Consider the following 11,687-nt stretch of genomic DNA (forward strand, 5'->3'; position numbering starts at 1 on the left):
TGTAACTATTCAGCTCCATCTTTGTCACCGGCCCCCCGACCCGGTGCTGAAGAAATACAATAATTTTTTTAATGTCATGAAACAATCAGCAGGAGATATGTGCCATGGATCTGCAAATTCTTCCGATTAAACATCTCAAGCCACGGGTCAGCGACGAAAACAACCTGGTGTTCGGCAAACAGTTCACCGATCGCATGTTTGTGATGGAGTACGATAGTGGTAAAGGCTGGCATTCCGCCCGCATTCAACCTTACGCCCCGTTTGTGCTTGACCCGGCAGCCATGGTTTTTCACTACGCCCAGGAAATTTTTGAAGGACTCAAAGCCTTCCGTCGCGCCGACGGCACCATTGCCCTTTTTCGCCCCGCTGATAATGTTGTGCGCTTCAACCGCAGCGCCCGGCGCATGTGCATGCCTGAAGTCGATGAAGGCTTCTTTCTCGATGCCCTGCTTGAGTTGATTCGCCTCGAGGCCGACTGGGTTCCCCATAATCAGGGCACCAGTCTTTACATCCGCCCGACCATGATTGCCACCGAGCCGATGCTCGGGGTTCGTCCATCTAACAAATATTTGTGCTACATCATTCTGTCGCCGGTGGGGGCCTACTACAAGGGCGGGGTTGCACCGGTAAAAATCTGGATCTCCGACTTTTACGTGCGCGCTACCGAAGGCGGTACCGGTGAAGCTAAAACCGGAGGCAATTATGCCGCCAGCCTCTATGCCGCCAAACAGGCAGCCGAGAACGGTTACGACCAGGTGTTGTGGCTTGATGCCAAAGAAAAGCGCTTTGTCGAAGAGGTCGGCAGCATGAATATGCTGTTCGTCTATGACGGAAAGATTATTACCTCGCCCCTGCGTGGAACCGTACTTGACGGCATTACCCGGCGCAGTGCCCTGACGCTGCTTGGTGAAATGGGCTACCAGATTGAGGAGCGTGCCTTGACGGTAGATGAGGTCATGGAAGGGGCTAAAACTGGACGGTTAACCGAAGCTTTTGGTACCGGCACAGCGGTTGTTATCTCTCCGGTCGGTTCCTTTTGCTACAAAGATTCCTGCGTCCAGTTGGGCGACGGCAAGCCCGGTAAACTGACGATGGAGCTTTATCATAAGCTGACGGCTATCCAGTACGGCAGGGAAGTGGATTCTCACAGCTGGGTCACATTACTGTAGTTCTCGTCTCTTAAGACCAGATGCGCCCCTTGGCGCATCTGGTGCATGACTCCTGTTTGTCCTTATCTCCCCGCGATTACAGATTTTCTGAGACCCCATCAAAGCCATGAATTGTGCCCTGGTTGTAGAGGCGCAGATGACACTGATCCAGTCCATAGAGCATCAAGCCCATCAACAATACGGGCAGGAAATGTTCAGCGATGCTGCCGGTGAAGCTGTAGAAGAAATAGAACGCACTGCGATAACCAAGGTGGTTCCAGGTGCCTGTCGGTTTGGTTCGGTAGGCCAGTGCCTTCAGCCCCAGAACCACGGAGGAACCAAAATAGACGGCCAGAGCGGCGCTTACCATATAGGCCGGCGGTGGGTAACCGAGGATCTGGCGCAGAGGTTCGGAGGCCATGGCAAACAGGTTCAGGTCGCGCACATTGTAAGCACAGATACTTACCAGGAGAAAAAGAAACAGTTCCCACAGGTTGTGGCGTGCGAGGTGATGTCCATTGTCACGCAATGCGCGGATCTTCTGCAGTTGACTCATGTGGGGGGGGATGCCACCCTCGGATTGATGATATTTTGTCATATTGGCCTCCACCTTGACTAAGGTTTTTGCAAGTCTTGTTATTCATTCAAAGCAGGAGTCGTGCCAACTTGTTTGGCTGTTTTACCTTGAAAAAAGGTGGTTTTTGTCGGTTTAAGGGCGTTTATTCCGAGGTATGTTGAACCTTTTTACTGTCTGGCAGGAAATTTCTTCATCGATAGGAATAATATGAAGCAAAGAGCAAAAGAAAAAAGAAAACCCCAGTTTTTTAAGCTTAGTGGGGATTAAATGCAGCAGGGCGACACCTGAAGGTGTCGCCCTTGATGAAGTCATTCTGTTGTGCCATGTGTCAGTGGGTTGAAACCGTACCGACATGTTCGGGATCGGAAACCGCTTCATCGCTTTCTTCCCACCCGGTCCACATGGTTTTAATGTGTTCAAGCGGTGTGTGGCCAAGGGTGGTCAGGTACATATGGGTCGGCAGGAAGGCGATCAGGCAGCAGGCGAGGAGAAAATGAAAATTCATCAGAATCTTCAGGCCGCCCATCATGACGATCACGCCACGCAAGGGTTCGACATTGGTCATAAAGATGCCGGTCAGGCTGACCAGTGGCATCAACACGAACATGATGGCCAGATAGGCCGATTTCTGCATCGGATTGAATTTATTCCTGGGGGTCGGGTGGTGCGGATTCTCCCAGCCCAGAAAGTAGGTTAAAAAGTAGAATTTTATCTGACGCAACAGCCCGTTTTTCAACTCGTCAACTTTAGGAACATAAAGGTTTGCCATCGAGCGAGCGATGAAAACATAGTAAAAAAACCAGAAGGTGAAGGATATGGCGACAACAAATCCGGCGGTATTGTGAAGGTAGATGACGGATTTATAGTTGCCGAGCAGAGTAATGTACTCTGGAAATCGGATTTGCGCCCCGGAAACGGCCAGGGTGATAATACCGAATGCGTTCAGCCAGTGCCAGATGCGTACAGGTGTTGGTTGCAGATATACTTTTTTATGTTCACTCATGATCACTTCCCCTTAGTGTTGGCGGTTTTTGCGGGTTAAAAAGCGCAGCAGTCCATGACCAAGCGGCATCACCAGGCCACCGCAGATAATAATCAGTCCGATAATGTTCATCGACGCGCTTCTGGTTGTGCCAACCATATAAAAGTCGGGCGTGCCGTAGAGAGCTTCAAGGACGGCACCTTGCTCGACCGCGATCCGTTGGTAGCCGCCGTCGCGATTCGGGATTGCAAGAAAACTGGTTTGCATACTTTCCGGCCCGGACACGTGACAAAAGGTGCAGTCGTAGCGGTTGTCAAGCGTCGACAAGTCGTGCGACACGTCGCTCGGCACCATGGTTCCTGCCAGGCGCAGATCACGGTACTCCGGGTTGCGGTTGAAGCGTTTCAGCTCCTTTAAGGTGATGAAATTGTCACCGTCGCTATCGATCAGGCTCAGGATTCCAGCCTCCCCGCTGATGTCCTCTAGTGTGTGGTAGCCGGGCAGCTCATAGCCGCTCAACAGGCGGTCATCCTGTTTGGCAACAATATTGAGCACTATCTCGTATCCTTCAGAACCGGTATGGCAGGTGATGCACGGCAGTTTGGCGATATGCAGATTGGCCTGCGGCAGCCATTCCTTGTGCCGTTCGACCATCGCTGGTGTGTCATGACACTTAAAGCACTTGTCGTTCATGTCGTACCCGGCCATAGCGTCCATGGCGCGAACCTCATGGGGGTTGTGGCAATCACCGCAGGTGGCGTAGTTGGCATGATCGGTCATCATATATTCCTGCCCCAGATGATCGTGACAGTCGAGACATGTGGCTCTGTTCAGTTCACTGTCGCCATTGGGGTGTTCGTCACCGATCGCCTCATGGCAGGTGCTGCAGCCGAGCAGGGCATGGGCGGTAGTGTCAAAGGTTGTTGCCTCGATCAGTAGCGATTCGCCGACCATATCCGCATCACCATGGCACATGAGACAGTAATCCGCATCCATGGCCGACAAGGAGCAGGGGGCAAAGAGCATGACCGAAAGTACCGCCATGCGTAGTAGATTGTTAAAGTGGCAACAGTTCATTTTGGTACCTCCCCGCGCAAATCCTAAAAAAGTAAGACAAGTCGGTCGCAATGACCGCATGAAGACTGATTTTCATCTGGTTTTCACCGGCACCGTCTTTGCTTCTTCCTGAGTTTTTTTACCGAAGATTCCTTTTACAATGCCGAAAACCATCGCCATCAGAGGAGCAAACTGAAGCAGGATAATCAGTGCGCAGGTTCCCAGAAACAGATAGGTCAGTACCATACTGTTGTCTTCACGTGCACCCGTTTGGGCGAAAGCGGGGGCGATGCTGGCAAAGGAAAGGATCAGCGACAGGGTGATTTGTTTGATTTTTTTCATGACATACTCCTTTTAAAATGAATAGATGTGGAGGCCGGTGGTCAGTTGGCAATCAACCGAGCTCCACCCAGCGCATATTCAACAACAGAAACAAGCTCCTCATTGTCTTCCTGGTTGACTGGCTTCAGGGCATGGTAGAAGATTCCGTCTTCGCGGATGCGGCGCAGGGTTTCCAGCGAACTGTCATCGGAAACCAGAATGATTCTCAGGTCTTTGTTGCAGCGCCGCATCAGGGCAATAACATCAACAGCGGAAATCTTTTCTTCAAAGCTGTCACCAAGAATCACAATCGGCTGATTCTTTCTCACAATCTGGGCGATGGCATAGGCGGCAGAAGCGGTTGTGGTGACTTCGTAGTTCGATTTTTCAAAGAACTCCGCCATTTTCTTCTGCGCGGAAGCATCGCGATCAACAATCATGACTTTACGTGCATACATGGTCGACTCCCTTATTTGGTTCAGCGGGTTGATTTATCGACGAGGGTATCCCTTCCATTGCAGGTTTCCTTGATCAGTCCGGAAAACATCAGGATAGCGGGTGCGCATTGAAAGCCGATGATGGCGCCTGCGAAAATGATAAAGAGCTTGGTCAGAAGGGTCGTTTCGAAGCCCATGACCTCCAGCAGAAACATTCCCGCGATTAATAGCGGCGCGAGTACAAGAACCAGACAAAGATTACGAATTCTATTCATGAGATTCTCCGGTATTGAAAGAGATTTATTATCTTATGTGGTTTTATAGCAAGTTGAGTGCCACAACTTAAGGCTGGTCAAAAAATTTCAATAACTCAATTAAACCAGTAGCTTATATTTTGTTCCACGAATAATGATGGGAGATTGTGAATGGCAGAAGCTGCCCGGGGAGGTTTGAATTCCTGTGGGACAGGAAAATTCTTTTCTTTCAGGAATCAACCGGGGGGGGGTATCGCCGTACTGAGAATGATATTACCTGTGTCTGTTCGGCACCGGATCAGCGGCCATGGCAGGGGCTAAAACCGTGACGATGCTACAACCCTTTTTTGCGGGCAGATGAGAGGGGCAGTGTCTGAATGCGGATATGGGCGGGCAGATCTTTGGCATACAGGGTTTTTTGTTCGCCGGCGCAGAGCAGGGATTGTTTCAGGGTGTTGATCAGTTCGCGAACGTTGCCCGGCCAGGAATAAAGAGTCAGCAGATTAAGATACTCGGGAGACAGTTGCTTTTCCACAACTCCGGCGGCGGCGCACAGCTGTCGGCAGCAGTGCCGGGCGAGGTGCTCAATATCGGCGCTGCGACCGGCCAGAACCGGCAATACAATGTGGCATTCGCGCAACTGGTCGAGCAGGTCGGCGGAGAAATTGCCGTGACGCACCAATTCATCGGGGTCGTTGCAGCTCAGACTGATCAGGCGGCAGGTAAGAGGCTGTTTTAATATGTTCGCTAGATGATCCTGTGCCGCCGGCTGCAATTCGTCGATATCTTCCAGAATCAGGCTGCCGTTGCCTGCTTCATCAAAGAATGCCCCGATGCGCGCCATGGTGGCGGGTTGACTGAACTGGCGGCAGGGGATCGTAATCAGGGGGCATTGCGCGCGCCTAGACTGGCGGTGTATCAGCTGGGAAAAAAAGTTTTTCCCGGTTCCGGTGGCACCCTGAATGAGCACCGCAGCGTCAGTCTCCGCCATGGCATGCGCCAGTCCGACGGCGATCTGCATCCGGGCATCCACGGCGATAACAGGTGGCTGCCGAGGGCAACCTTTTTCTGTCTTCCGATCACTGGCACGCAGGGCCTTTTCCTGTTCGGCAGGAGCGCTTTCCCGTGACGCAGGATTGTGCTCGGTCGGCTCCGGGCTGGTGGTGAGGTCATGCAGTCGTTCAAGCAGTTGTTCGAGACATGTACGGTTCAGATAGAGCTGTTCAATCAGTGACTTGAGCTCAGGGATGTTGGGAGCGCACTGCTGTGTCATGACATGCCCGCCTTTTTGATTGGGTTTGTTAATTTGAACAACCGCGCACCCACCCTCAGTCTCAGGATGGATCCGGTTAAGGAAACGCTGCTTTTGCTACCAGCAGGGAAACATGCATAAGCCGCGCCAAACAACAGGCGGGGGGTGGATGGGGGGCGTGGAGTGCCGATCAGCTCTTGCGGCTGATGTCGTATTTTTTCAGCAGGGCGTAAAGACGCGATTGTGACAGCCCGGAGATGTCGCAGGCCAGCCCAATATCCGTATGGGCCTGGGACATCAGGGCGCTCAGGTATTGCTGCTCGGCACGGCTTAAGACCTCTTCGCGGTAGTCCTGCAGTTTGGGGAGGATATCGGAGGTTGTGACCGGGACCGAAAGGTCCGGTTCGGCGTTGTTTTTTTCCATAGCGGCACGGCGCACATGAACGCGGATATGGCTTGGCAGATGCTGGGGGAAGAGGGTGGGGTCAAATTGAGCAGCAGTGAGAGTTCTTTCCAGGGTGTTTACCAGTTCCCGGACATTGCCGGGCCAGGGATAGAGCATCAGCATGTTCAGGAATTCAGCATCCAGCCCTTTGGGGCCGCTTAAGTGCTGTTCGCAGAAGCGATCGACATAGTGGCGCGTCAGTGCCTTGATGTCCTCTTTGCGTTTACGCAGAGGAGGGAGTTCGATCACAAAAGAGCGTAAGCGGAAGAGCAGATCGCTACGAAAAGAGCCTTCCTCAGCCATCGCATCGAGGTCACGATTGGTCGCGGCGATCAGGCGGAAATCACTTTCAATTTCGCGTGCTGCGCCGAGAGGGCGAAAGCGATGTTCCTGCAGTACCCGCAGAAAGGATTTTTGCAGGCTCATCGGCAGCTCCCCAACCTCGTCGAGGAACAGGGTACCTTTGTGCGCCTGTTTCACCAGCCCGTCTCGATTGCGTTCCGCGCCGGTAAAGGCACCCTTTTCGTGGCCAAAAAGCAGGCTTTCCACCAGGGTTTCCGGCAGGGCAGTACAATCGACGACGACGAAATGTTCGCTCCGGCGAGCACTGTTTTCATGAACCGCCCGGGCGAACAGTTCTTTGCCGGTGCCGGTTTCACCACTGATAAAAACATGAGCATCGCTCCCCGCAGATTGCGCGACCAGATCAAGACAGGCATTCAGAGCAGGGCTGTTGCCGATGATGTTGGGGCGGTGCAGTGGGACAGGTTTTCTGCCGCGCAGCACCTCCTGTTTTTCTTGACGATATTGGAGTGCGCGTTCCAGCGACAGGGTGATCTCCTTGATGGAAAATCCCTTCTCGATATAATCCCAGGCGCCACTTTTGATAGCGAGTTCCGCCCCATCCGGGTCACCAAAGCCGGTAATGATGATCACCTCAGGCGCTGACGGCGTTGCATTTATTTGTGTCAGCAGATCCAGCCCGTTGCCGTCCGGCATCTTGACGTCAAGAAAGGTGATGTCAAAGTCGTGCGTTTCAACCAGGGTTCTCCCCTGTTGCAGGGTAGTCGCACAGGTTGCCGAGTAGCCTTTGCGTTGCACCAGCGCCGACAGGGTCGCACACATCATTTCATCATCATCAATAATCAGTATGTTGCTCATTTGCGACCTCTGGCCCGGGGGCTGCTTTATGACTGAGTAGTTGTGCCACCGTTGCCACCAGTTCTCTACGTTGGACGGGTTTTAACAGCAACTTGCTGATTCCCAGAGCCGCTATGTTGGCATTGCTGACGGCCGGTTCGGTTTCCGGCGTTGAGCCGCTGCAGAGAACAATCGGTAGCCCCGGCTTGAGTTTCAATACTTCTGCCGCTAGCTGGGTGCCGGTCAGTTGGGGCATGGTCTGGTCGCTGATCAGCAGATCGCAGGAAAAAGCATCCTGGCGCAGCAGGTCAAGCACGACCCGGCTGTCGGTATGGGCGGTTACCTGGTAGCCGCAGCGTTCGAGCACGATTTTCATGGTGGTGACATAGTCGGCTTCGTCATCCACGAACAGGATATGCCCTTTGCCGGGGGCTTGTTCCACCCTGCTGGTATCGACATCAGCGCTGATGGTTTCTGTGGTTGCCGGCAATAATACGGTAAAGGTGGTGCCGCCTTCAAGAATACTCACGGCGGAGATATGCCCTTTGTGGGATTTGACGATGCCGTGGGCGATGGACAGACCAAGTCCGGTCCCCTTGCCCTGTTCCTTGGTGGTGAAGAAAGGGTCAAAAATGCGATCCAGCACATCCCGACTCATACCGTGGCCGTTGTCGGTGACCATCAGGCGTACATAGTTGCCCGCAGGGAGTTCAGGATAATTGGTCCGGTCGTCGGCTGACAGGGTGATCTCGTCAAGACTGATATTCAGAACGCCATTGTGTCCGGCCATTGCATCGGCGGCATTGGTACACAGATTCATGATGACCTGATGGATCTGGGTCGGATCAGCGATGACCAGGGCCAGCTGTGCGGGAATTTGCTGCTGTAGCTCAATAGTGGTCGGCAGGGTGGCGCGCAACATGCTCATACATTCCTCAACCACAGCGCCCAGGTTAGTGGGTTTTTGCGGTTGCTCGCTTTTACGGCTGATCGTCAGAAACTGACGGACCAGACTCTTGCCACGCAGGCCGGCCTTGAGAATCAACTCGAGAAACGGGCGCTGAGGGTCGTGCTCCGGGACGTCTTCCAGGCACATCTCGGTGTTGGTGATGATGATCGCCAGAATATTATTGAAATCATGGGCGATGCCACCGGAAAGGGTCGCCAGTGCTTCCATTTTTTGTGCCTGCCGCAACTGGCGTTGCAGCACAACTTCCTGACTGATGTCCCTGACGGTAGCAACATAGCGGATGACGCTGCCGTCAGTGTCGAAGACCGGCGCGATCCAGGCATCAATGTCGTAGACGCTGCCATCGCTGCGCTTGTTGATGAAGTGTCCCGAATAGGGCTGGTTGGTTGCAAACACATTGAGGATGGCGCGGTAAAATTCGGGATTGCGCTGGGAACACTCAAAGTTGTGCAGAGAGGTGCCGACGCATCGACCTTCCGGAACTCCGCACAGATGGAGAAAACTGAAGTTAACGTATTGAATGATGGCCTGGGTGTTGAAGGTGATAATGCCGTCCGATGTCTGATCCATGGCCGCCGCCAGCATCAGGCGCTCTTGAACCTCATCGTGATGGATCTTCTGCATGCGCAGCGTCCTGATGCCGTAGGATAAGTCTTCCGCCATTTCCGCCAGCAATTCAGTTTTATCCGGAGTGAACGCATCCTTTTGTCCGTTGAAGATGATCAGCGCGCCGTAGGTCCGCTCATTGTCGACGAGCGGCAGGGCAATGCAGGATGCGTAACCGTACTTGCGTACTTGCTTGAGCCAGGGTCTAAAGCGGGAATCAGCGTGGAGATTCTGAAAAATAACTATTTCACCGGTACGAATACAGGTTCCGGCCGGTCCCTGCCCAATGTCGATGTCAGCTGACCAGCTGGCCTTGAGATTTTCCAGATAGATATTGTCGGCTCCCCAGTGGGCTGCCGGTTTGAGACTCTTTTGTGGGTTATCTTGCTTAAAAGCGACCCACGCCATGCGATGTCCGCCAACTTCGACACAGATGCGGCAGATTTCCTGCATCAGTGTCTCTTCATCCTCCAGTCGGGTGATTGCCCTTGAACATTCACTGACGCTTCGAAGGGAGCGATTGACTTTCTTCAGGGATTCCTGGGTTTCGGAAACGGAGGCTTCCCAGAAGCGCAGTAACCAGTAGAGCATGATGGCGGAAAATATGATGAAGAACCAGTGTCCGATATTGGTCGAATGCTGGTTCATTTCAGGGCGATTCAGCAGGACCGCAAAGAGATGATCCGAAAACAGGTTCCAGAAGGTGCTGATAACGAGAAACACCAGGGTGACAATGATAGCGGTAGGACGATCGGATTTTTGTGCAGACGTTGTCATGAAGCTGATCTTTCTGAAAAAGCCTGGTGGTTAAGAGAAAAACAGTTGTGCTTCAACGTTAGAATTAGTAACAAAAAAGCTTGGCAAGTCAATATGATTCGCCATTGTTTTTCAATGCACTAATTGCTTAAGTAGGTTTCGGATAGTGAGTACGGCATCGTTTGCAGTATCTGGGCCGGTATCTGCCCGTGCGTTATCTGGGCATGAAGCAGGTGGTGCAGGAAAAACGATATAATAGTCGTAGCCACCAAGGGGCCAGGAACAGAAAGAGAAACGATCAATGGGTTTTCTGGGTGGACTGGGTGGCGGAAAACTAAAAAAGCCCCGGTGAAGATCACCGGGGCTTTTGGTTAAGCAGTGAATTCTAATCGAATTAGAAGTTCACGAACAGGCCAACGCCGCCAGCCATGGCTTCGAGGTCGTCGTTGGTGCCTTCACCAGTGAAGTCCCAGTACTGCAGTTGCAGACCAAGCTTGGTGTTTGCCATCACGGCATAGCTGAAGCCGCCAGCAAATACCATTGCGTCTTCGTAAACAGCGACACTATCTTCATCGTTAACGCCGTAGAAGACGGAAGCACCAAGGGTCAGATCGTTGCTGACCATGAAGTTACCGTAGAGGCGACCGGCCATGATACCGGCACCATTACCCAGCAGGGCAAAGGGGCGGCCAAGGTCAATTTGCTCATTGTCAAGATTGGTACCAATAGCTTGGATCGGGTCCCAGCCACCGAAGTCGTTGCCAAGGATCTGATACTGTACATCGTCTTCATCGCCCATGGCGTAGAAGGCCTGGCCACCAACGGTAACGGTTTCAGATGCAGCCATGGAAACGTCAACGAAGAGTTGCAGACCGTAGGCATCCATCGTTGCGCTGGCATCACCAGTGAAGTAGTCAAGCTCGGCAAACATCTTGAGGGCATCAAAGCTCTGGGCATAGTTCAGGCCGAGAACATAGACGTCTTCGTCATTGTTTTTTTGTCCACCAACAAAAACATTGGCTGCGTAAGCATCAGTCTTGTGCGCGACATTAGCGCCATAGTAGTAAGCATCAGAATCTGCACTGGAGCCGCCATCATTGTCAACCATGAAGAACAGGGAAACCGGGATCTGACCTTTAACGTTCAGCATCAGGCCGTTGTCCTGGGCATCAAATGCGGTCTGGCCAAGAGTGGTGTAGAACTGGCCGGCACGCAGGTGTAAGGCACCCTTCTGGATATCCAGGTGAGCGCGGTCCCACTGCATAGGATTATTGCTACCGGTTACTAAACGACCTGAACCAAAACCGGTCTGGCTTCCCCAGTTAGACTCAGTGGCATCCATGCGGAAGGTCACGCTGACGCCTTCAGCAACGGAGAACTTGCCACCGATCCGCAGGCGCTGATCAGCCCAGGTTGCAGTGTTGTCGGCGCCGTCAACATCAACATGCCAACCGCGTACACGCATTTCGCCGTTGAGGCTCAGGCGGTCTTCTGCAAGAACCGGTGTTGCTACTGCGATCGCCAGCAGGACGATCAATAAACTTGCTAATCTGCTCATTGGTGTTACCTCCTAAGGTAATAGTTTTGCCGAAGTCATTTCGGCGGTTTAAGTTCTGCTCAACTTAAAAACTAGCCATTTAACGTCCATTGCACTTTACATTTGGGTGGTGCGTTATTCTTGCTCGGTAGTATCTGAACAGCAGTATCTGTGCCAAACTGCTGGTGTTTTGCTGAATTTAACGT

The 11,687-nt window shown here is 52.7% G+C and carries 11 protein-coding genes; 1 reads left to right on the forward strand and 10 read right to left on the reverse strand.

Features of this window, described 5'->3' with window-relative positions; translation table 11 throughout:
- Positions 1-104 precede the first annotated feature (104 nt).
- Positions 105-1,169: a branched-chain amino acid aminotransferase gene (locus AC1931_RS10005; RefSeq protein ID WP_483877118.1), complete on the forward strand. Its 1,065-nt coding sequence runs from the start codon at positions 105-107 to the stop codon at positions 1,167-1,169.
- Between the two features lie 76 nt (positions 1,170-1,245).
- Here AC1931_RS10005 and AC1931_RS10010 read toward each other — a convergent pair whose 3' ends face one another.
- The 10 genes from AC1931_RS10010 to AC1931_RS10055 form a co-directional block, all read right to left on the reverse strand.
- Positions 1,246-1,746, reverse strand: coding sequence for a hypothetical protein (locus AC1931_RS10010; RefSeq protein ID WP_483877119.1), 501 nt, complete (start codon positions 1,744-1,746; stop codon positions 1,246-1,248).
- A 307-nt stretch (positions 1,747-2,053) separates the two neighbouring features.
- Complete coding sequence (locus tag AC1931_RS10015) at positions 2,054-2,728, reverse strand: cytochrome b/b6 domain-containing protein (RefSeq protein ID WP_483877120.1); 675 nt, start codon at positions 2,726-2,728, stop codon at positions 2,054-2,056.
- 12 nt (positions 2,729-2,740) lie between these two features.
- Positions 2,741-3,784, reverse strand: coding sequence for a cytochrome c3 family protein (locus AC1931_RS10020; protein ID WP_483877121.1), 1,044 nt, complete (start codon positions 3,782-3,784; stop codon positions 2,741-2,743).
- 72 nt (positions 3,785-3,856) lie between these two features.
- Positions 3,857-4,105, reverse strand: coding sequence for a hypothetical protein (locus tag AC1931_RS10025; RefSeq protein WP_483877122.1), 249 nt, complete (start codon positions 4,103-4,105; stop codon positions 3,857-3,859).
- A gap of 41 nt (positions 4,106-4,146) precedes the next feature.
- Entirely contained in the window at positions 4,147-4,542 is a 396-nt protein-coding gene (locus AC1931_RS10030; protein WP_483877123.1) for a response regulator, read from the reverse strand.
- Positions 4,543-4,562: 20 nt separating this feature from the next.
- The gene (locus AC1931_RS10035; protein WP_483877124.1) at positions 4,563-4,796 is read right to left on the reverse strand and encodes a hypothetical protein; all 234 of its coding nucleotides are present in this window, start codon (positions 4,794-4,796) and stop codon (positions 4,563-4,565) included.
- A 313-nt stretch (positions 4,797-5,109) separates the two neighbouring features.
- Positions 5,110-6,048, reverse strand: a complete 939-nt coding sequence (locus AC1931_RS10040; RefSeq protein ID WP_483877125.1) for an AAA-type ATPase lid domain-containing protein — start codon at positions 6,046-6,048, stop codon at positions 5,110-5,112.
- A 169-nt stretch (positions 6,049-6,217) separates the two neighbouring features.
- Complete coding sequence (locus AC1931_RS10045; protein ID WP_483877126.1) at positions 6,218-7,633, reverse strand: sigma-54-dependent transcriptional regulator; 1,416 nt, start codon at positions 7,631-7,633, stop codon at positions 6,218-6,220.
- A complete protein-coding gene (locus AC1931_RS10050) occupies positions 7,611-9,965 on the reverse strand; it encodes a hybrid sensor histidine kinase/response regulator (protein ID WP_483877127.1) in 2,355 nt (784 codons plus the stop codon). The genes AC1931_RS10045 and AC1931_RS10050 overlap by 23 nt, the downstream gene beginning before the upstream one ends.
- A gap of 373 nt (positions 9,966-10,338) precedes the next feature.
- On the reverse strand, positions 10,339-11,502 hold the full coding sequence (locus tag AC1931_RS10055; protein WP_483877128.1) for a hypothetical protein: 1,164 nt from the start codon (positions 11,500-11,502) through the stop codon (positions 10,339-10,341).
- Between the last annotated feature and the right edge of the window lie 185 nt (positions 11,503-11,687).

Source organism: Pelovirga sp. C15f (assembly GCF_057178085.1).